Genomic DNA, 19,997 nt, shown 5'->3' on the forward strand with positions numbered 1-19,997 from the left:
ACCCCTGCCGGCCATCATGAAATCATATCACCCCTTAAGAAGCTCTTTCAATACATATCTGGCCACGTCGAGCGGGGATTCGCCCTCCTTCATGAAGGTTATGAACCTGCCCTCGGGAGTGACCCTGTGCCTTTTGGGCTCTTTCCTCGCAAGCTCCGCCGCCTTTTTTACGGCCCCCTCGGGCGGGAGCTTCCCTTCCGCGCCCTCGAACGAGAGATAGAGCCGTGTGCCCTTCTGGGTCAGCTCGCGGGCATTGAGGGCCTTGAGCATCAATTTGAGCGACGCCGTGGAGAAGAGGTTCCGCGTAAGCGCAGGGACCTCGCCGTACCTGTCCTCGAGCTCCTCGGTAATCGCCGAGATGTCGTACTCGGATGATATTGAAGAGAACCGCTTGTAGAGGTTGAGCCTCTGCCTAGTGTCAGGGACATAGTCCTCGGGTATGTACTGTGATATCCGGAGGTTTATCTCCGGCTCGACCTCCTCTTCCACCCTTTCGCCCTTTATCTCGCGTACGGCCTCTTCGAGTAGCTGCGTGTACATGTCGAAGCCCACGGCGGCTATGTTGCCGGACTGGGCCGTGCCCAGGAGCTCCCCTGCCCCCCTTATCTCAAGGTCGTATGTGGCGACCCTGAAGCCCGAGCCAGGCTCCGAGAGCTCCTGTATGACCTCTATCCTCTTCCTTGCGTCGCCCGTAAGCTCGGCGATGGATGGGCATATGAAATAGGCATAGGCCCGGTGCTTGCTCCTTCCTACCCTTCCGCGGAGCTGATAGAGCTCCGCAAGCCCGAACCTGTCGGCCCTGTTTATGATTATCGTGTTGGCGGTCGGTATATCGAGGCCCGATTCTATTATGGAGGTCGAGAGGAGTATGTCGAACTCCTTTGAAACGAAGCCCAACATCTTCTTCTCAAGCTCCCCTTCCTTCATCTGGCCGTGCGCCACAGCAACCCGAGCATGGGGCACGACTCTCCGGAGCATTTCCTCTATCAATCCTATTGACTGTATCCTGTTGTGGACGAAAAATACCTGGCCGCCCCTTGAAAGCTCCCTCTCTATGGCCTCGCGGACGACCTCCTCGTCGTGCCGTACGACCTGGGTCCTTATGGCGAGCCTGTCCTCAGGGGGCGTGTTTATTATCGAGAGCTCCCTTATCGAGGCTAGCGACATGTGGAGCGTCCTCGGTATGGGCGTTGCCGTAAGCGTAAGGACGTCGACCCTGGCCCGGAGCTTCTTGAGTTTTTCCTTGTGCGCGACACCGAACCTGTGCTCCTCGTCTATAACTATCAAACCCAGGTCCTTGAACTCGATATCGGACTGAAGGAGCCTGTGTGTGCCGATTATTATGTCCACCTTGCCTTCGGCAAGCCTCTTTACTATTTCCTTCTGCTCGGCTTTCGACCTGAACCGCGAGAGGACTTCGACCGTCACCGGGTATGCGGCGAGCCGGTTCGAGAAGGTCCTGTGGTGCTGCTCGGCAAGGACGGTAGTGGGAACGAGCACCGCGACCTGCTTCTTATCGAGCACGGCCTTGAACGCGGCCCTTATGGCGACCTCGGTCTTCCCGTAGCCGACGTCTCCGCAGACGAGCCTGTCCATGGGCCGGGGCTCCTGCATGTCATTAAGCGTTTCCTCAATTGCCCTGGCCTGGTCGGGTGTTTCCTCGTACTCGAAGCCTGCCTCGAACTCGTGGAAGAGCCTGTCGGGAGGCGAGAATGCGAAGCCCTCCGCCGCCGCCCTCTCGGCGTAGAGTTTGAGGAGCTCTCCCGCGAGCTTCTCGACCGCCTGCTTTACCTTCTTCTTTGACCTCTCCCAGCCCGGGCCGCCGAGCTTATCGAGCTCAGGGGAGCTCCCCTCGACCCCGTGGTACTTGGTCACGAGGTCCATCCTCCAGACCGGGAGATAGAGCCTGTCGCCGCCCCTGTATTCCAGCAGAAGGAACTCGTTCTCAAGCCCGTCTATCGAGAGCTTGTTAAGGCCCCTGTAGAGGCCGATGCCGTGCTGCTTGTGGACTATGAAGTCTCCGGCGGAGAGGTCCTGGAGCTGCGTAAGGAACGCCTCGAGCCGTCTCGACGGCGGGCCCCGCTTCTTTACTCTTTCTCCGAAGACCTCCTCCTCGGATACTATTACAAGCCCCTCGGAGGGGAGCCTGAAGCCCGTGGAGAGGGCGCCTGTCGCCACATAAAGGCCAACGCCCTCGATGGCCGCCGCTTCAATGCCCTTCGTGAGCGCGTATTTTAGGCCGTAGCCTTCAAGGAGCTCCCCTGTCCTCTCGGCCTGCCCGCGGTTGTGCGCTGTTATGAAGACCCGGAGCCCGGCCTCGGTCCACGAGCCTATCCTTTCGACAAGGGGTTTAAGGAGCTCCTCGCCCTTTCTCGACGATATCTCCTGCCGTATGTCGATGTTGGATTCAGCGTATATCTCGAGGCCGCCGCTACGGAAGGACTCGATATGAAGGAGCGCGGTCTTATCGAGCATTCCGAGGGCCTCGTCTGCCTTCAGGTAGATCGAGTCAGGCTCGGTAAAAAACTCTTTACGGGCGAGCAGGCGTCGGGCCGCCTCGTCCACCTCATCCCCGAACGCCTTAAGGCCGCCCCTTACGAGCTCGGGCTCGATGAGCGCGGTCATGGTGTCCGGCTTGAGGTAGTCAAAAAGGGTATCGAGCCTCTCATGGAAGAGGGGCAGGAGGAAATCCAGGCCGGCGACCGAGCCTTCCCGGAGCCTGTCCGAGAGCGGTTCCCACCTCTCGCGCGGGATCTCCAGCTCTTCAGCCCTTTCTATGAGCCTTTCGCGGGCGTCCAGCCTCGAAGACCTCCGGGAGGCCGTCTCCCTGGCAGGCACTATGAGCGCCTCTTCGAGCTCCTTGAGCGACCTCTGGGTAGCGGGGTCGAACGTCCTTATGGATTCGACCTCGTCCCCGAAGAACTCTATCCGGACGGGGAAATCGTACATCGGCGGGAATATGTCGAGTATGCCGCCCCGTACCGATATCTCGCCCCGCTCCTCCACCATGCTCATACGCGAGTACCCGGCATCCAGTAGGCTCATGGTAAGCGCGTCCCTGTCCGTCTCCTCGCCTTTCCTTAACGCGAGGGACTTCCTGGAGAGGTCTTCCCTGGGCGTGACCTTCTGCATCAGGTTGGAGGCCGGAGTTACCAGGATAAGGGGTTTCCCGGAAACGAGCCTGAAGAGGGCCTCCATCCTCCGGGCCTGTATGTCCTGGTGAGCTGGCTGGGGCTCGAAGGGGAGCACCTCCGGCGCCGGGTAGAGGAGCACGTCATCCTCGCCCAGGAAGAACCGGAGGTCGCCTGCAAAGGATTCCGCGCTCTCCGTCCCGTCGGTCACGGCAAGGAGAGGCCTTCCAAGCCCGCGGAAAAGCGAGGAAAGCAGATACGCCCTTGATGAGCCGTAAAGGCCGGAAATCGAAATCCTCCTGCCTGGCCCAAGCTGGACGGCGTCCCTCAAGGCGTCTCTTATGGAATAGGTCTTTTCTCTGGTGGACATATGTGGTCCCCCGTTTCATCCTCGACCGGACGGGGGAACGAAAAATTATAACACACCGGGCGCTTCGGGGAAAAGCGGTGATTTACGGACAAAAATCTGGAAGGGGTAAAGGGTAGAACGCGTCAGTTCAGGGCTCCGCGAGCGCGGCTGTTTCTTTCGTATCGTCGCAGCAGGACCTTACGTATGTGTCGATGTCTCCGACAGGCCTTGCGAAGGTGTATTTGAACGGGTCTGCTATAAGCTTATCGGCGGTGACTCCCACGCTTCTGGCCGGGATGGTGAAGGGCAGGCCAACGATGAAGACCGCGGTGCCGAGGACGGTAGCCACTATGCCCAGCGGCCTCCCGACCAGCACGTCGAATATTATCTCGGTCGAAGAGGGCTCCCCTTTTTCCATTGTCGGGGAGGCCTGTGACGGAGTAACGGCGAGAAATAAGACAAGGGCTGCAAGGAGCGCGGAGACGGTCCTTTTCATGGGCATTCCCCCCTGCTTTTTTGCCGCCGGATTTCAGGTCCGGCGAGGCATATATAATAATAGCCCCGGTTTTCCGGTTTGCAAGCCCGCACGGAAATAAAAGGCAACCTCTAAAAAATTAGAGATTTTTCCCGTAATCAAGGAAGGCCGGGAATAAAAATGCTCACATATTATCATATATGCTCCGCTTTTTATTCCCGGCCTGACACAGAATCCGGGGAAAAGATCAATTTTTAGAGGTTGCCAGGGCTTCGACGAGCTGCCTGAAGGAGGGATGATACGGGCCCGCGGCAATGGATTCCTCAAGCTCTTTCCCGGGCTGGAGGCCCATGCGGATCACGGGCACGCCTGCCTCGTCAAGGAGCCGCTTGACCTGCACGCATGCCTCTGTCATTTCTTCGAGCCCCCACGGGCTGTAGAGCCCGCCTAAATACATCCTGTGCATGGCCGTGCCCTTGAGGACGAGCGAGGGATAGACCCTTACGAAATCAGGCTTGAGGGCGATTATTTTTTGGGTTGTGTCGAGTATGGTTTCAATCGAATCGCCCGGGAGGCCGGGCATGAACTGGAGGCCCACCTTGAGCCCGGCGTCTTTAAGCGCGGCCACGGCAGCTATTGTCGCATCCGGGCCGTGCCCCCTTCCGGAGAGCGCAAGCACCTTCGGGTCCATTGACTGCACACCGAGCTCTACTGTCCTTACCCCATTATGCAAAAGAAAAACAGCCCTTTGAACGTCGATGTAGTCGGGCCTGGTAGAGACCCTTATTGAATCGAGCCTGCCGTCCCTTATAAACGGGAGAGCCGCCTCGAGATAGTCTTTCTGGGTCTTTTCCGGGAGGCCGGTGAAGCTGCCGCCGTAAAAGGCGGCCTCGCGCGCGCCCTTGCCCTTCCATGTGGAAAGATAGAGCTCGATTTGCCTTGCCGCCTCCGTTGGCTCTGGCAGCTCCCTTACCGCGGATATGCCCTTCTGGTCGCAGAACACGCACTGGTGGGGGCAGCCGCCGAAAGGGATGAAGATGGGGATTATGAGCTGCTTATGCGCCATGCAGTTCCCCGCCGGGCATCCTTTCAGGGAAGAACTCGGTGAAGCGTTCGGTCATGTTCCCGAGCGCCTCCCCGGCTGCGGCCTGCTCCGCGTCTTTTTTCCTGGTTGCCGAGCCAGAGCCGAGCACCCTTCCGTTGACCATGACCTCCACCTCGAAGGTCTTTTTGTGCGGCGGGCCTTTTTCGCCCTTCAAAATATAGACCGGGGCTTCCTTGAATAGCCTCTGCGAGAGCTCCTGCAGCTTCGGCTTGAAATCGAAATGACCGGGCGATTCGAGCGCCTCCTGCAATAGAGGAGAAAAGAGGGTCTCGACATATTCGAAGGTCTTCTGGAACCCGTGGTGGAAGTAGACGGCGGCTATGAAGGCCTCGAAGACGCCGGCGAGTATGGAGGGGTTGTCGACCCCGCCGCCCCCGCGCTCGCCCTTGCCGAGAAGGAGGTATTTGTCGAGCGAGAGCTCCTTTGCTAGCAGGGCCAGTGCCTGCCCGTTCACGAGCTTGGCCCTCATCCTCGTAAGCTCGCCCTCGTGTATGTCCGGGAACTTCCTGAAGAGCATGTGGCTTATGATGTTCGAGAGGATGGCGTCGCCGAGGAACTCGAGCCGCTCGTTGGACTTGAGCCCCGCCCCCTCCTTTTCATTGAGGTAAGACCTGTGGACAAAGACCTTCCTCATGAGCTCGGGGTCAGTAAAGCTGAAAGGAAGGGTCGCAAGAAATGTTTCAAACGCATTACCGTCTTTCAAAATACACCTCCGGCTGGTCGTGTGGCTGAAAAGATTGACGGTGCGCGGAGCGCACCCTGCTACTGCGCTAACCCTCGCGTGCTATCACGGGGTACTTCAGCTTCCCCCTTTTCTAAAGGGGGACAGAGGGGGATTAGAATGGTGCGCACAGCGCGCCCTACGAGATAATCTCCCCTGCCCCTCTTCAGGGAAGGTCTGATTGATTCGCAAATTTTGTCATTCTGAGCGAAGCGAAGAATCTCGTATTCAGGAAAATCCGCGAGTTACGAGATTCTTCGGTCGCTTACGCTCCCTCAGAATGACAAAAATACTACTGGCTAAACCTTTTCTCCGGCAGCGACAGCCCCTTTCATGCCGCCGTTTGCGGGCTCCTGAAGCTCCGCCTCCACAAGCTTTCTCTTGAGCGCGTCGTCGCCTTCGAGAAATACACGTATGTAGTTCCGCGCCCTTCCTGTAAGGAGCCCTGAGCGCCTGTCGCGGCCCCCCTCAACGAGCACGCCGGCTTTTTTGCCGATAAAATTTTGATGGAAGGCGTCCCTCTTGGCCCGATCAAGCTCCTGCAGCCTCGAACACCGCTCTTTTACGGTGCGGGGCTCGACCTGGTCTTTAAAATCCGCGGCAGGCGTGCCACGGCGTTTCGAGAACGGGAATACGTGGAGATAGGCTATCGGCAGGCCGGAGAGGATCGAATAGGTATTTTCGAATTCGGCATCTCCCTCGCCCGGAAAGCCCGCTATGACGTCAACGCCCACGGATATCTCCGGCACGGACGCGACAAGCCTCTCGATCCTTTCGGCAAAGAGCTCCCTTGTGTAAGGCCTTCTCATGCGCTTTATGATGTTATCATCGCCGCTCTGAAGGCAGAGGTGCAAATGGTTGCAGACCCTTTTGGCGTCTTGCAAAATTTCAATGAGCCTGTCCGTCACCTCGTCCGGGTCGAGGGAACTGAGCCTGAACCTGCACGGGTAGTCCTTTTTCTCTATAAGCTCAAGCAGCGTTGTTATGTCGGTTGATGGCGATAAGTCCGCGCCCCATGCGCCGAGGTGTATGCCCGTGAGCACCACTTCCTTGTATCCGGCTTCAACGAGAGAGTCGAACTCGCGCTCGATTTCATTCAAGGGGAGGCTCTTCGATAGGCCCCTGGCCCTGGGGATGATGCAATAGGAGCAGGCTCTTCCGCACCCTTCCTGTATCTTCATGTTGGCCCTGGTGCGGCCCGATGAGGAGCGGGCGCGAAGCGTCCAGGGCGTGCCCTCCTGCCACTGACCCAGGTCTTCCGTAATCCCCTGCCGCCTGCCGCCAAGGAGATATTCGACGATCCTTTCCTTCTCCGGGTTCCCTACCACGAAATCAACTCCGAGCGATTTCACTTCATCGGGCGAGACCTGCGCGTAGCAGCCTGTTACCACCACTATCGCGCCGGGGTTTTCCTTCCGCGCCTTCCTTATTACCTGTCGCGACTGGGTATCTGTCCTGCCCGTGACCGTGCAGGTATTTATGATATAGGCGTCGGCAGGCCCGGAAAAGGGCGCGACCTCGAATGACGCGGCGCGGAGCGCGTCCTCGAGCGCGGAAGAGTCGTACTGGTTCGACTTGCAGCCGAGGGTTGTTATGGCGACTTTCCTCACGTTCACTTCCTCGCCTCCCGTATCCATCCGCCGCCGAGCACCTCGTCGCCGTCGTAGATTACGACACCCTGTCCGGGGGTGATGGCCTTCTGGGGCTTGCCGAAGGCGACCTCTATTGATCCGTCCGGCAGCGTCTTCACCATGCAAGGCGCTTCCTCATGTCGATAGCGTATCTTCGCGGCGGCAATCAGTTTGCCGCCGCGCGCCTTTTCCATTGCCTCAGGATTTATCCAGTTTACATCAACGGCGGTAAGGCCGTTGGAATAGAGCCTTTCAGCGCTTCCCACCACGACCCTGTTCGACGGGACTACGATGTCGAGAACATAAAAAGGGCCGCCCGAGAGGTTAAGCCCCTTCCGCTGGCCGATGGTGTAATTGAATAGGCCCTTGTGCCTTCCAAGCACATGGCCTTCAGTATCGACTATATCTCCGGGCGCGTTCGGAACGCGCGCCGATAGGAATTCCGCGTAGCTCGGCTCTTCGACAAAGCAAATCTCCTGGCTCTCTGCCTTCTCGGAAGTCCGGACGGAAAGCGAGCGCGCAAGCTCCCTTACTTCGGGCTTGGTGAGATTTCCAAGCGGAAAAAGGACGCGCCCGAGCTGTGCCTGCGTCATGGTAAAGAGGAAGTAGCTCTGGTCTTTGGAATGGTCAACGCCCTTAAGAAGGCGCATGCCCCAGGGCGCGCGCTCTATGCGGGCGTAGTGGCCTGTTGCGAGATAGTCTGCTTCAAGGCCGAGGGCCTTATTAAGCAGCACCTCGAACTTCAGGACCTGGTTGCATTTTATGCAGGGGTTTGGGGTGGAGCCGCTGGAATAGGACGAGACGAAGTAATCGACGACCTCGCGCGAGAAGGCCTCTTCCACGTTAACGACGTAGAAGGGCACACCGAGGCTGTCGGCCACGCGCCGCGCGTCGTGGATGTCGTCGAGGGAGCAGCAGCTTCCGGCGGTTGCGCCGCTCCCTTCCTCTCTTTCGAGTTCTTTTTTGGAGTAGTCCCAGAGCTGCATCGAGACGCCGATGCATTCATAGCCCTGCTCCTTGAGGAGAGCAAGGGCTGTGGATGAATCAACGCCGCCGCTCATGGCGACTACCGCCTTCTTTCGGGACATTCCGTAAGTCCTCGGCCCTTGAAAAACGGCTCTAAAAGGGGTAATCCCCTTAATTTTAATAAAGAATCAGACGTTTTGCCAGAGAAAAGTTGGGGGGAGGAAACGCAGGACGGATTTCAGGGAACATCTGATTGGTTCGCGAATGTTTGTCATTCTGAGCAAAGCGAAGAATCTGTATTTATGAATATTACTCGTTTACGGCTATGTACTCCGCAAAAGAGGATGATTCGGGAATGGGGAGATTGTCTTCCTTCATGCCGCGGATATGGAGCTCGACGGCCTCGTGCATGTTACGCTCGGCTTCCTCGCGCGTCGCGCCGGTTGCAACACAGCCGGGGAGGTCGGGCGAGTATGCGGAAAAATTATTGTCCGCCTTTTCAATCACGATAAGAAAACGATGCATTATTTTTTCTCCTTGTGGGTAACTATTCAGTTTATTCCTTTTGGGTGGATTTCGTCAAGACAGAATGGCAGGCACAGCAATTATGTAAATGGCTTGTATACTGGATTGAATATGCGGTATAAAAAGAACAAGAACTGGTGGGCGGAGCCCACCGGCGACTGGCGAGAAGCCATCTCGCCCTTCATGGGAAAGTGGTGTGCCTACCGGAACCTTGGAAGCAGATTCCGCTCCACGGGCTAATTAATGAAGAAAATAAGACCAAATTCTTTGACCAACGCGCCTCTCCAGTATGCACCACAAAATGAAATCGGTGTCGTCTATCTTTTTGCTCACATTGCACGCAAAAAACAATTTCGCATTGAAGAAATTCGCCCTCAATTCCCCGATTGTATTGCATATCGACGAAGTGGTGACCGTGAGAAGCTTGTCAGGATTGAATTTGAATTTCGATCAAGCAATTTCAAATCACATGGTCACGATCCCAAAAAATGTGATTGTATAGTATGTTGGCATCATGATTGGCCTGATTGTCCCTTAGAAGTAATTGAATTAAAAAAAGAATTTCATTCCGTACCAAAGATTTGGATTCAGCCGGCGAGGGAAGATCAGTGGCACTGGCTGGAAAATTCAAAAAGGGTTTCATGGGGCATTTCTAAACGCGCCACTATCGGCGACCTATTGCTCATATACCGATGTCGTCCAGAAAAGACTATCAAGGAAATTTACACACTAATTGGGGAAAAACATAGAGGAAAAGCTGATTGGAGAGAAGGTGACTGTTACATTGGAAACATACAGCGGTTGTGTTTATTAGAAGCGCCCATTTTTTTCGAGGACCTGAAGTCTCATCGTGTCCTTAAGACTGCTGGGTTTGTACGTCGTAATCTACAGGGCAATCTTCTTGTTTCAGAATATTGGCCATATATTCATGATATGATCGTTAAAAGAAATCCGAAGGTAGCAAAAATACTTAAAAACTATGACCCGATGAAATTATGAAAAAAAATGGGTCTTCACCATTTTCTGTGGGTAGATTTGTGAGCCTTGTAGTTTGGGTTAGCGGAGCGTAACCCAACAAATTATATTCCTAAACCAGATTGCCGCGCTACGCTCGCAATGACATCCAAAAAACCAAAGCCCCCCGGGTCTCCCCGGGGGGCTTTTCAATTCCAATCTTTTTCCCGCCTGAAACTACTTCGCCGTACCGGCGAGCTTCTTCTTGTAGTCCTCTATTGCCGCGTGGAGGGCGTCTGCCGCGAGGTTCGAACAGTGCATCTTTACGGGCGGGAGGCCGTCGAGGGCCTCGGCGACCGTGCTGTTCGATATCTGCTCGGCCTCATCGAGCCCCTTGCCCTTAACAAGCTCCGTAACCATCGAGCTCGTCGCGATGGCCGCGCCGCAGCCGAAGGTCTTGAACTTCACGTCGGTTATCACGTCGTTCTCGACCTTGATGCTGAGCTTCATTATGTCGCCGCACGCCGGGTTGCCCACCGTGCCCGTTCCGTCCGCGCCCTCTACCTCGCCCACGTTCCTGGGGTTTGAGAAGTGGTCCATCACCTTTTCGCTGTACATTTTCGTGGCTCCTGTCTATTTCGCCTGTTGGTTGTTTGAGAAGCTTCCTTCTATGTAGTTTCTGAATGGGCCTTTCGCCCGGTTGATTGCAGATTCGAATTCTGTCATTCTGAACGAAGTGAAGAATCTGGTTTGGTTGAAATACGAGATTCTTCGTCGCTTCGCTTCTCAGAATGACACTCTTAATCTCCCCCTGCCCCTCTTTAAGAAAGAGGGGTGAATTAAATAAAGATTTTTCCCCGCTTTTCCAGAAGGTCGGGAATAAAAAGCGGAGCATATATGACAATATGTGAGCATTTTTATTCCCGGCCTGACAAAGAGTCCGGGGAAAAGATCAATTTTTATAAGACAATTCTATTCCAACTCCGGTTTCCTTGTCAACCCTTGCCCCCTGCCGCGTAGAGCGGCGACATGGCCCGCATCCGCTCGACTATGGGCGGCATTGTCTCGAGGAGAAAGTCTATCTCCTCTGCGGTGTTTGATTTCCCCAGGCTGAACCTGACTGAGCCGTGCGAAAGCTCGTGGGTAAGGCCCATTGCGATGAGCACATGAGAGGGCTCAAGGCTCCCGGATGTGCAGGCAGAGCCGCTTGAGGCCGCAATGCCCTTCATGTCGAGGTTAAGGAGGAGCGATTCGCCCTCCACGAACTCGAAGCTGATGTTCGAGGTGTTGGGTAGCCTCTTATCCGCGTGCCCGTTCACCTTTATGTGCGGCACCCTCTCGGCCATGCCCTTCTCAAGCCTGTCCCTCAGGGATTTAAGGTGCTCTATCTCCTTGTCCATGTCGCGTAGCGCTATTTCCGCTGCCTTGCCCATGCCGACTATTCCGGCCACGTTCTCGGTTCCGCCGCGCCTGTTCCTCTCGTGGTGGCCGCCGTGGATAAGGGGCACGAGCCGCACGCCCCTTTTAACAAAGAGCGCGCCTATTCCCTTGGGGCCGTAGAGCTTGTGCCCGGATATGGTAAGGAGGTCGCAGTTGATGTCCTTTACGTCTATTTTGGCCTTCCCTGCGGCCTGGACAGCGTCCGTGTGGAAGGCTATTCCCTTTTCCTTCGCTATCGCGCCTATCTCCTTCATGGGGAAGAGGACGCCTGTCTCGTTATTGGCGAACATGACGGATATTAGGATAGTCTTGGGGGTGATGGCGGCCTTTAGCTCGTCGAGGCTTATGAGGCCGTCGTTATCCACGCCAAGATAAGTGACCTCGAAGCCCTCCTTCTGGAGGTGCTTGCAGGTATTCAAGACCGCCGGGTGCTCGACTGCGGTCGTTATGATGTGGTTGCCCTTGTCTTTCTTCGCGTAGGCGAGGCCCTTCAGGGCGTGGTTGTCGCCCTCGGTGCCGGAGCTTGTGAAGATGAGCTCGGTATTCGTGCAGTTAAGGAGGGCGCAGACCTTCTCCCTTGCGTCCTCGACCGCCTTCCTCGTGCCGCGGCCTGCCCAGTGTATGGATGAGGGGTTGCCCCACTGCTCTTTAAGAAACGGGACCAGGGCCTCGAATACCTCTTCGGGCACAGGGGTCGTCGCGTTGTGGTCAAAGTAGATCCGGTTCAATGTGCTCAAGCCTCCCTTTTCTCTTCATTTACTCTTAGGATCTGATACCCCGCCGCTTGCGGTCGTGTTTGCTTTTGACTCCTCCCCCTTGATGGGGGAGGCTGGGAGGAGGTGAAGAGGTTTCACCCTCCCCTCTTATCCCCTCCCATCAAGGGAGGGGAGGTCTAAAAGAAACCCTGCGGCTTGCCGCGGGTAGTTCATTTACTCAAGACCGCGTTTGCTCGGTTATGCCGCATACGTTTGTGTTCACGGGCGGGTGGCCGGATTTAAGGGCCAGGGCCTCCCGGCTCAAGTCTTCTATGGAAACCGAATTAAGGAACTCGGAGATCTTCTCTGCAAGGCACTTCCAGACGCGCTGGGTGGTGCAGGTTGTGGCCCTGTCGCACCCGGCTGAGTCGTCGTCGAGGCAGGCAACCGGGTTCATGGGCTCCTCGACCACTGAGATAATGTCGCCCACGCTTATGACCGCAGGCGGCTTGGCGAGCACATATCCGCCGCCGGGGCCCCTGACGCTCTTTACGATCTTCCCCTTCCTGAGCTTCACGAAAAGCTGCTCAAGGTAGGAGAGAGAGATGCCTTCCTCAGCCGAAATGTCCTTCAAGGTCACGGGCTTTTCGCCGGAATGGCAGGCGAGATTTACCATCGCCCGAACCGCATACTGACCTTTTGTGGATAACCTCACCTGGACTCCCTTCCGAGCATAAGAAAAAACCTGCTACTGTTACAATCTAATATACCTTATCAAAATTGTCAAGTATTAACACCCCTGAAATGGCTGCTCCCGATGAGAGCTGGAAAAATTCAGAAAACCTTCTTTCAGGTATAGACATGTTTTTTTGGCCCTGATATAATTCTCTTGTATGGAAAAGACTCCAAAATTCAAATACTTACCAGAGAAGGCGCTAAGTTCCCTGGTAAAGGGCCTCTTAAAGGAATACAAGGTCTACGGAACGATCGAGAAAGACGGCTTCCCGGCCTTTGGGGAGGTCTCGGACGCGGACGAGCTAAAGCTAACGCAGTCGCCGAGCCACCTTTCGGCAAAGGGGTTCCTCTTCCCGCAAAGGGAAGTTCTCTTAAAGTTCAACATGCAGACATCTACACATGTCCCGGTGATCGAGGCTGAAAGGCAGGTCCTCTTCGGCCTGCATCCCTGCGACATAAGGGCCCTCGCCCTAATGGACAGGGTCTTTGCCCACGGCGTCGCAGACCCGAACTATCTTTTCAGGCGCGAGCATACGATCGTAATCGGCGCGGACTGCATGCCCGACGAATATTGCTTCTGCGACAGCCTCGGCAACAATGACGTGGAAGACGGCTTCGACCTTTTCCTCCACAAGATTAGCGGCGGATACCTCGTAAGGGTCGGCAGCGACCGGGGTGCGGAGCTTCTGGAAAAACACTCCCGGACTCGAGAGCCCGGAAGAACGGCTCTTATCGAGCTTGAGGAAGCCAAGGGAAGGCGGCGCCTCGCATTCAGGGCAAAGCTCGACGCACCGCCAGAGGAGCTTCCGGCCATATACGCCAGAAGCGACGAAAGCCGCGTATGGGAGAGGATAGGCGCGATATGCACGGGCTGCGGCTCCTGCAATAACGTCTGCCCGACATGCTACTGCTTCGACGTTAAAGACGAGGTCGGCGCGAGCCTCGCCGAAGGCGAAAGGGTAAGGAGCTGGGACGGCTGCACTCTCGAAGACTTCGCGAAGGTGGCCGGAGGCCACAACTTCAGAAAGACCAGGGCCGAAAGGCTAAGGCACAGGTTCAACAGGAAGTTCAGGTATCTTACGGACACCTTTGATTCGCTCTTCTGCGTGGGGTGCGGCAGGTGTTCGAGATCGTGCCTCGTAAAAATCAACATAGTGGACGTAACAAATGAGCTCATACGCGAAAATGCCGGAATATAAGGAAGGGGCGCTCTCAAGGGGCATGGACTCTCCCTATCTCCCGTTCCTGGGGATGGTGGAGCGCTCCATACGGGTGAGCGAAAAGGAGAGGTTTTTCGTCGTCGCCCCCTCGAACGAGACGCTTCTCGACTACGGGCCGGGCCAGTTTTTCATGGTGGGGCTCCCGGGCTACGGGGAAGCGCCCATCTCAATCACCTCCGGGCCAGGCGAGAGGAAGATAGAGCTATGCATAAGGGCAGTCGGGAACCTGACGAACGCCTTCCATAAGCTACGGAAGGGCGACCGCATCTGGCTGCGAGGCCCATTCGGCAGGGGCTTTGACCTCCACGCGCTGGAAGGGAAGGACATCGTATTCGTGGCGGGCGGAATAGGCATCGTGCCCATGCGCTCGCTCTTGAAGGCCGTGCTCGATAATCCCGGGCGCTTCGGGAGGCTTACTTTGATTTACGGCGCGAAGACCCCGGAGGAGATGCTCTTTACCGAGGAGATGGACGGCTGGAGGCGGCGCGGCCTCGACGTCCAGGCTACCGTAGACAGGTCCGACGCGCTCTGGAAGGGGCATACGGGCCTTGTGACCGCCCTCATCCCGAAGATAGAGATGAACCACATGAATACCACGGGCGTGGTAATCGGCCCGCCGGTCATGTACAGGTTCGTTATCCTGAGCCTCAATGCCAGGGGGCTCGGCGCTGAGGATATATTCGTTTCGCTCGAGAGGCGGATGAAATGCGGGGTCGGCAAGTGCGGCCACTGCCAGATAAACAGCCTCTACGTATGCCAGTGCGGCCCGGTCTTCAGGCTATCGGAGCTTAAGGGCATGCCGGAGGCGTTCTGATATTTGAAGGCTGCTGAAAAAGTCCATCTGCTTCGAAGGCTACGTCGCTTGACACTCCGGCGTACGCGAAAAGTAACGCCTCATTCCTCGCTCCCCTGTTCCAACCGGGCCTCGCATCTGGAGCTTTTTGAGCAGCCTGAATAAAAACGGCTTTTCAGCTAGCTGCTGAGAAAAAAACCGTTTTTTTGCTTTTGCCTTTCAACACAACCCAGGGGCATAAGGCGGAGCGAACATAGGGTTGGGGGAGGGGCGGGCGAGGCGGGGCAGCAGGAGCGAGGCCGAAGGCCGAGCGACATACGGGCCGAGCCCGCGGGAAGGAGGCGGAAAGGGCGCGGAGCCTTATGCCCGAAAAGAGCGCGGCAGCGCGTTAAAAGGCCTTTTTGCAACAAGGATTGAATACGAGATTCTTCGGTCGCGGAGTTTACCCTGAGCGAAGCGAAGGGCCTCGTTCTGCAGAATGACAGAAAAAAGTAGCCCGCTGGCGCGCCTCACATTATCGTCTGGAAAAGCCTGATGACCGGCGCTATCAGGAAATCAAGCCACTTCTCCCTGTACATCGACGGGTCGAAGGGAACTGAGTCGGCCTTCCATTCCTCGATGATGCCCTTCAGGTCCTTTACCATTTCCTTTTCCCTGAAGCACACCCCGGCCTCTATCCCGTAGTCAAAGGAAAGTATGTCGAGGTTCTGCGAGCCGACGACGCCTTCCTTCCCGTCAACTAGCAGCACCTTCGCGTGGTTCATCTCGTCCTGTATGTAGAACCTTATCCCCGTGGAGGCGAGCGCGGATATGTAGAAGAAGTTCGTCTTCGTGAAAAGCCGGTGGTCGGTGCGGCGCGGGAGTATCATCTCTACCTTTACGCCCCTGAGCACCGCCTGATGCAGGAGCGCCACCATCCACCTCCGGGGAAAGAGGTAGGGCGTCACTATCACTATGCTTTTCCGGGCCCTGGCTATGGCGCTCCTGTAATGCTTCTTTATTAGCCTCTTTCCGCTCGGCGGCTGGTGCTCGAGGAACCAGATGCGCGCCCTCTCCCCGAGGCTCGGTCCCCTTTCGCAGAAGCGCGCAACCGACGGGTCTTCCCCGCCGCACGTCATGTAGGTGCGGGCAAAAGAGCAGATCACGTTATTCACTATCGGCCCTTCGAGGCGTATTTGCAGGTCCTTCCACTTGAGGAATAGCCGGTGGATGTTGACCCCGCCGATGAACGCGACCTTCTCGTCAACGATGAGTATCTTCTTATGCGTGTGGCGGAACCAGCGGCTGAAGAGCATGAGCTCCGCCCCGGCCCCCCGTATATCCTCTATGGTCTCCTTGCTTAGCTCCGAGCTCCCGAAGGAGTCGATAACTATCTTTACGCGCACGCCCTCGCGCGCCTTTCTCTTTATGGCCTCGAAGAAGGCGTGCCTGGGGGTGTTGTCCACGAAGATGTACATCTCGAGGTAGATGGACTCCCTCGCCTCTTTCATGGCCTCGAGCATCGCGTCCCAGGCCTTCTCGGTCGTGGAATAGAATTTATATCTCATGGGCCGGTTCCGCTTGCGAATCCTTGGGCGGCAGAATAGGGCGGGGGATAAGACGAGAGCCGAAAGACCTTACTTCCTGCCCGTCTGGATTAGATACTCCCTCCTTGAATAGTCTATCCATGTGTAGACCGTAATCATGGCCGTGGCCCCGGCCAGGAACGGGAAGAAGGCGTCCCTGCCTATGAGCATGGCATATACTACAGTCAGTATCTGCAGAACCGTCGTTGACTTGCCGAAGACGCTCGGGGAGGCCGCGACCTTCCTGCCCATGCCGCGGAGCGCCATGAACCCGGTCAAAAGAAAGGAGTCCTTTAGTACTACCGGTATCGTGAGCCAGAGCGGCAGGAGACCCTTGGCAGTGAGCGCTATGTACGCGCTCATGAGGAGGAACTTGTCCGCGAACGGGTCCATGTTGGCGCCGAACTCGGTCCTCAGGTCGTACCTGCGTGCGAGAAAGCCGTCAACCCCGTCGGTTACGCCCGCTATTATGAAAACAGCGGCCGCGGTGTAAAGCTCTTCGATTACGACGAAATAAAGGAAGACCGGGACGAGGGCTATCCGGAGGATTGTAAGGAGGTTCGGGATATGCTTCATCTTCCGGCGGAATTCCTCCCCTCAGAGGCGCCCCTGTCAGGGCAGCCATTTGAAATAGGTCTTGGTCCGCTCCTCCGCCTTCCCGGGCGGCAGGGTCGTGAATACGGCGTCCACGAACCTCTGCACCCTGGGCTCATATGCCTTGTACATGGCGAGGTGCATGGGCGCCCTGTCCAGATTAAGGTCCGATTCCCTGCTCCTGTAGTCGGCCGTCCAGAGGAGCTGGCCCGTGGCCGAGCGCAGCTCGAAGTAAGCCTTTATGCTCAGGGAAGCGTACGGAATGAAGCTGTCCCTGTCCCAGTCCGTTACGCGGATGTAGAGGAGCCCGTCGGCCCCCAGCAGGGCGGCCGCCTCATTCGGAGGCCTGGAGGCCCAGCCCTCCGCGTCCCTGCCGTGCTTTTCGAATTCCTCTAGCGGCACCGTAATGTACTTGAGGGCCGCAAGCTTCTCAACGGACATTGCCCTGAAAAGGCGGCTTATGTCCTCGGCCTCGCCTGGGGCCTTCTCTTCCCAGACGACCGGGAGAACCGCGACCTTTACGGGCGCGGCCTTTGCGTATCCGTCCGTGACGGAGTGCCTGACCGCGGTCCCGCAGCCTCCGAGCAGAAGGGCCAGCAGTATGGCGGGGAGGAGTCTTCTCATTCGAGCGAGAGCCCCTCCGAGGGCCTTATGATGATCTGCCCGGCCCCCTCCACCACGGCGAATTTCTCGGGCACCTCGTTGGCTATCCTGGCCGCGAGCATGCGCGCGCTTGCGCCGGTCTCCGCGAGGAGCGTGACCCTGCCCGGGGAAAAAGACCTGTACGAGAGGTGTTTTATGACGGCTATCTTCCTTATCGAGGAGAGGAGCCCGTTGAAGGTCCCGTAATCGACGACGTCTATTATGTTTATGACGAGCGGGCTCTGGTAGGCGCTTACGGCGAGGTATTTGGTTATGGCGTCCCGGAGCGCGTCCCTGTCGACAGAGGCGTCGATCCAGACATGGTAAAACTCGACGCCCGCGCCTGGCGAGGCATCGACCGGGAGCGGCCCGCCAGCCGGGAGCGCGTCCATGTGCATTACGAGCCCTTCGGAGCGAATCCTGTAATTGAGGACATATGCGCCGGGGCTCGAGGTCATGTCCTTTAAGACGGCCTCGGGCGCGACAAGCGATTCCTTTACGAGTATGGAATTGACGGCGTCCCTCACGGCGTTCACGAGCGCCCCGTCCAGGGCCGAGCGCTTCATCCGGGCCATGTCGTCGGATCTGGCGGCAGTGCCCTCCGAGGGTATGACGACGATATCGGCCGCTTCCGCGGCATTAAAGTGCGCGGTAGCGGAAACGGCCAGTAATATCAAAACAAGCAGGTATCTCAATTGAGGAACCCCCTTACAAGCCCTATTATACAGTTTTTGTCCCCCGGATTGAACCATCTTATTTCAGGGTCTTTCCTGAACCAGGTCATCTGCCTTTTCGCGTAATGCCTCGTGTTCCTTTTTATGAGGCGGACGGCCTCATCGAGCCCGTACCCGCCCTCGATGAAAGCGGTCATCTCCTTATAACCCAAACCGCGCATCGGCTTCAAGCCGGAATGGTACCCCATTGAAAGGAGCCTTCTCGTCTCTTCCAGAAGACCTGCACCGACCATCATATCGACTCGCCTGTCTATTGCCGCGTATAGCTCCTCCCTTTCCATCGAGAGCCCTATCTTCAGGGTCTCGAAGGGGGCCGGGGCAAAGGAGTGCTCCTTATGGAAGTCTGATATGGGCTTCCTGGAGAGGCTGTATACCTCCAGGGCCCTTATGACCCTGTGGAGGTTATTGGGGTGTATGCGCGAGGCGCTCACGGGGTCGACTTCACGGAGCTTCTCATGGAGGGCTGCCCTGCCTTTTTTTTCCGCCTCTTCGAGGAGGCCCCTACGGAGTTCCCTGTCGGCTTCAGGCCCGTCGAAGAGCCCCTGGGTAAGGGCCTTGATATAGAGGCCGGTGCCGCCTGCGATCACGGCCCTTTTTCCCTTATCGTTTATCTCCCGGATCTTTCGGAAGGCGTCCTCCCTGAATTTGGCGGCCGTGTACTCTTCAGAAGGGTCGACAATGCTTATCAGGTGGTGGGGTACGCCTGCCTTTTCGTCTTCAGCGGGCTTGGCCGTGCCTATGTCCATGTGCCTGTAGACCTGCATGGAATCAGCGCTTATGACCTCGCAGTCAAATAAGAGCGCAAGCTCGACTGCCAGGGCCGATTTGCCGGAGGCTGTGGGCCCGGCTATGACAAGGAGCTTCTGCATCCGGGAAATTATACTATTTTCAGATGGTTATGTCACGAGCCGGATGAGGGTTATCTCAGGAGGGCAGTTGAACCGGACGGGTATCATGACGACACCGACGCCCCTTGATACGTAGACCTGGGTAGAGCCGTTCCGGACGAGGCCGCCGGAATATTTCTGGCCGAAGCCGGAGGGCAGCACAGGGGCGAACGAGAACGGGAGCCTCACCTGGCCGCCGTGGGTGTGCCCGGACAGGACAAGGTCCACCCTCTCGCCCTCAGGAAGGAACTCTGCGTAATCCGGGTGATGGGAGAGTAAAATCCTCGGCGCCTCCTTTGGTGCGCCATCCAAAGCTTTTTTCGCGTCGGGCGCGTCTTCGAGATAGTCCCTTACGCCTCCTATGCAGAGCGCGTCCCTGCCGGACTCGATGAAAGCGTGGCTATTCTGAAGGAGGGGGATACGGTAGGAGTCCATGACCTCCTCGGTATAGCCAGTTCCTATGAAGTGGTCGTGGTTCCCGAGGACGGAGAGCGTCCCGTAGCGGGCCTTGAGACCGGAAAGGGCCTTTACAACAGGGGCCATGTACTTCCTGCCGTCGTCGATATAGTCGCCGGTGAGGACAAAGAGGTCGGGCCTCAAGCTATTCGCCTCTTCTATCACCTTTTCTATGTAGCCGAGGCCGACGACAGGGCTGTGGTGGATATCGGTAAGGTGGCATATGGTGAAGCCGTTGAAGGCGGGAGGCAGGCCGTTTATCCTGACCGCGGCCTCCTGGACCCTTACGCCCCTCGGAGCGAGAAGAGTGCTCTCGAAGAGGAGAGCGCCGCCGAGCAGGACCCCGCCCCTCAGGAAATCGCGGCGGGATATCATCTTC

Annotated in this window: 19 protein-coding genes; 3 read left to right on the forward strand and 16 right to left on the reverse strand. The window is 57.0% G+C overall.

Annotated elements, in window-relative coordinates; all coding sequences use genetic code 11:
• Window positions 1–27: 27 nt before the first annotated feature.
• From mfd to QY316_12665, 7 genes are all read right to left on the reverse strand, one after another.
• The gene (mfd, locus tag QY316_12635; protein ID WKZ32737.1) at window positions 28–3,501 is read right to left on the reverse strand and encodes a transcription-repair coupling factor; all 3,474 of its coding nucleotides are present in this window, start codon (window positions 3,499–3,501) and stop codon (window positions 28–30) included.
• Window positions 3,502–3,628: 127 nt separating this feature from the next.
• Window positions 3,629–3,976 (reverse strand): hypothetical protein, encoded by a 348-nt coding sequence (locus QY316_12640; GenBank protein ID WKZ32738.1) that lies wholly within the window; start codon window positions 3,974–3,976, stop codon window positions 3,629–3,631.
• A gap of 226 nt (window positions 3,977–4,202) precedes the next feature.
• Complete coding sequence (locus tag QY316_12645; GenBank protein WKZ32739.1) at window positions 4,203–5,021, reverse strand: radical SAM protein; 819 nt, start codon at window positions 5,019–5,021, stop codon at window positions 4,203–4,205.
• Window positions 5,011–5,763, reverse strand: a complete 753-nt coding sequence (rnc, locus tag QY316_12650; protein WKZ32740.1) for a ribonuclease III — start codon at window positions 5,761–5,763, stop codon at window positions 5,011–5,013. The genes QY316_12645 and rnc overlap by 11 nt, the downstream gene beginning before the upstream one ends.
• A 317-nt stretch (window positions 5,764–6,080) precedes the next feature.
• Window positions 6,081–7,418 carry a tRNA (N(6)-L-threonylcarbamoyladenosine(37)-C(2))-methylthiotransferase MtaB gene (mtaB, locus tag QY316_12655; protein WKZ32741.1) on the reverse strand — a complete coding sequence of 446 codons (1,338 nt, stop codon included), beginning with the start codon at window positions 7,416–7,418 and terminating at the stop codon, window positions 6,081–6,083.
• Window positions 7,394–8,500: a tRNA 2-thiouridine(34) synthase MnmA gene (mnmA, locus tag QY316_12660; GenBank protein WKZ32742.1), complete on the reverse strand. Its 1,107-nt coding sequence runs from the start codon at window positions 8,498–8,500 to the stop codon at window positions 7,394–7,396. Before mnmA ends, mtaB begins: the two co-directional genes overlap by 25 nt.
• 187 nt (window positions 8,501–8,687) lie before the next feature.
• Window positions 8,688–8,903 (reverse strand): type II toxin-antitoxin system HicB family antitoxin, encoded by a 216-nt coding sequence (locus QY316_12665; protein WKZ32743.1) that lies wholly within the window; start codon window positions 8,901–8,903, stop codon window positions 8,688–8,690.
• Between the two features lie 243 nt (window positions 8,904–9,146).
• Here QY316_12665 and QY316_12670 point away from each other — a divergent pair, with 243 nt between their 5' ends.
• Window positions 9,147–9,902 (forward strand): hypothetical protein, encoded by a 756-nt coding sequence (locus QY316_12670; protein ID WKZ32744.1) that lies wholly within the window; start codon window positions 9,147–9,149, stop codon window positions 9,900–9,902.
• A 192-nt stretch (window positions 9,903–10,094) separates the two neighbouring features.
• Here the strand turns inward: QY316_12670 and nifU are convergent, their stop codons facing one another.
• From nifU to QY316_12685, 3 genes are all read right to left on the reverse strand, one after another.
• Complete coding sequence (nifU, locus tag QY316_12675) at window positions 10,095–10,475, reverse strand: Fe-S cluster assembly scaffold protein NifU (protein WKZ32745.1); 381 nt, start codon at window positions 10,473–10,475, stop codon at window positions 10,095–10,097.
• A 377-nt stretch (window positions 10,476–10,852) separates the two neighbouring features.
• The gene (nifS, locus tag QY316_12680; protein ID WKZ32746.1) at window positions 10,853–12,025 is read right to left on the reverse strand and encodes a cysteine desulfurase NifS; all 1,173 of its coding nucleotides are present in this window, start codon (window positions 12,023–12,025) and stop codon (window positions 10,853–10,855) included.
• 205 nt (window positions 12,026–12,230) lie between these two features.
• On the reverse strand, window positions 12,231–12,707 hold the full coding sequence (locus tag QY316_12685) for an Rrf2 family transcriptional regulator (GenBank protein WKZ32747.1): 477 nt from the start codon (window positions 12,705–12,707) through the stop codon (window positions 12,231–12,233).
• Window positions 12,708–12,885: 178 nt separating this feature from the next.
• On the opposite strand from QY316_12685, the gene QY316_12690 reads away from it, so the two are divergent.
• Window positions 12,886–13,926, forward strand: coding sequence for a 4Fe-4S dicluster domain-containing protein (locus QY316_12690; GenBank protein WKZ32748.1), 1,041 nt, complete (start codon window positions 12,886–12,888; stop codon window positions 13,924–13,926).
• Window positions 13,913–14,761, forward strand: a complete 849-nt coding sequence (locus tag QY316_12695; protein ID WKZ32749.1) for an FAD/NAD(P)-binding protein — start codon at window positions 13,913–13,915, stop codon at window positions 14,759–14,761. Before QY316_12690 ends, QY316_12695 begins: the two co-directional genes overlap by 14 nt.
• 488 nt (window positions 14,762–15,249) lie before the next feature.
• Here QY316_12695 and QY316_12700 read toward each other — a convergent pair whose 3' ends face one another.
• From QY316_12700 to QY316_12725, 6 genes are all read right to left on the reverse strand, one after another.
• On the reverse strand, window positions 15,250–16,287 hold the full coding sequence (locus QY316_12700) for a phosphatidylserine/phosphatidylglycerophosphate/cardiolipin synthase family protein (protein ID WKZ32750.1): 1,038 nt from the start codon (window positions 16,285–16,287) through the stop codon (window positions 15,250–15,252).
• Window positions 16,288–16,356: 69 nt separating this feature from the next.
• Complete coding sequence (locus QY316_12705) at window positions 16,357–16,881, reverse strand: CDP-alcohol phosphatidyltransferase family protein (protein ID WKZ32751.1); 525 nt, start codon at window positions 16,879–16,881, stop codon at window positions 16,357–16,359.
• A 36-nt stretch (window positions 16,882–16,917) separates the two neighbouring features.
• Window positions 16,918–17,523, reverse strand: coding sequence for a hypothetical protein (locus tag QY316_12710; protein ID WKZ32752.1), 606 nt, complete (start codon window positions 17,521–17,523; stop codon window positions 16,918–16,920).
• Window positions 17,520–18,236, reverse strand: coding sequence for a hypothetical protein (locus QY316_12715; GenBank protein ID WKZ32753.1), 717 nt, complete (start codon window positions 18,234–18,236; stop codon window positions 17,520–17,522). The genes QY316_12710 and QY316_12715 overlap by 4 nt, the downstream gene beginning before the upstream one ends.
• On the reverse strand, window positions 18,233–19,153 hold the full coding sequence (miaA, locus tag QY316_12720; protein ID WKZ34126.1) for a tRNA (adenosine(37)-N6)-dimethylallyltransferase MiaA: 921 nt from the start codon (window positions 19,151–19,153) through the stop codon (window positions 18,233–18,235). Before miaA ends, QY316_12715 begins: the two co-directional genes overlap by 4 nt.
• Window positions 19,154–19,171: 18 nt before the next feature.
• Window positions 19,172–19,993: a metallophosphoesterase gene (locus QY316_12725; protein WKZ32754.1), complete on the reverse strand. Its 822-nt coding sequence runs from the start codon at window positions 19,991–19,993 to the stop codon at window positions 19,172–19,174.
• Window positions 19,994–19,997: the final 4 nt, after the last annotated feature.

The sequence above is a fragment of the Thermodesulfobacteriota bacterium genome (assembly GCA_030583865.1).
In the GTDB taxonomy this organism is placed as follows: Bacteria; Desulfobacterota; GWC2-55-46; order GWC2-55-46; family GWC2-55-46; genus UBA5799.

Excerpts from the sequence above, each read along its gene's own strand:
- mfd (WKZ32737.1), bottom strand. The coding sequence starts at position 3,501 with ATGTCCACCAGAGAAAAGACCTATTCCATAAGAGACGCCTTGAGGGAC.
- QY316_12640 (WKZ32738.1), bottom strand. The coding sequence starts at position 3,976 with ATGAAAAGGACCGTCTCCGCGCTCCTTGCAGCCCTTGTCTTATTTCTC.
- QY316_12645 (WKZ32739.1), bottom strand. The coding sequence starts at position 5,021 with ATGGCGCATAAGCAGCTCATAATCCCCATCTTCATCCCTTTCGGCGGC.
- mtaB (WKZ32741.1), bottom strand. The coding sequence starts at position 7,418 with ATGGATACGGGAGGCGAGGAAGTGAACGTGAGGAAAGTCGCCATAACA.
- mnmA (WKZ32742.1), bottom strand. The coding sequence starts at position 8,500 with ATGTCCCGAAAGAAGGCGGTAGTCGCCATGAGCGGCGGCGTTGATTCA.
- QY316_12665 (WKZ32743.1), bottom strand. The coding sequence starts at position 8,903 with ATGCATCGTTTTCTTATCGTGATTGAAAAGGCGGACAATAATTTTTCC.
- QY316_12670 (WKZ32744.1), top strand. The coding sequence starts at position 9,147 with ATGAAGAAAATAAGACCAAATTCTTTGACCAACGCGCCTCTCCAGTAT.
- nifU (WKZ32745.1), bottom strand. The coding sequence starts at position 10,475 with ATGTACAGCGAAAAGGTGATGGACCACTTCTCAAACCCCAGGAACGTG.
- QY316_12690 (WKZ32748.1), top strand. The coding sequence starts at position 12,886 with ATGGAAAAGACTCCAAAATTCAAATACTTACCAGAGAAGGCGCTAAGT.
- QY316_12695 (WKZ32749.1), top strand. The coding sequence starts at position 13,913 with ATGCCGGAATATAAGGAAGGGGCGCTCTCAAGGGGCATGGACTCTCCC.
- QY316_12700 (WKZ32750.1), bottom strand. The coding sequence starts at position 16,287 with ATGAGATATAAATTCTATTCCACGACCGAGAAGGCCTGGGACGCGATG.
- QY316_12705 (WKZ32751.1), bottom strand. The coding sequence starts at position 16,881 with ATGAAGCATATCCCGAACCTCCTTACAATCCTCCGGATAGCCCTCGTC.
- QY316_12710 (WKZ32752.1), bottom strand. The coding sequence starts at position 17,523 with ATGAGAAGACTCCTCCCCGCCATACTGCTGGCCCTTCTGCTCGGAGGC.
- QY316_12725 (WKZ32754.1), bottom strand. The coding sequence starts at position 19,993 with ATGATATCCCGCCGCGATTTCCTGAGGGGCGGGGTCCTGCTCGGCGGC.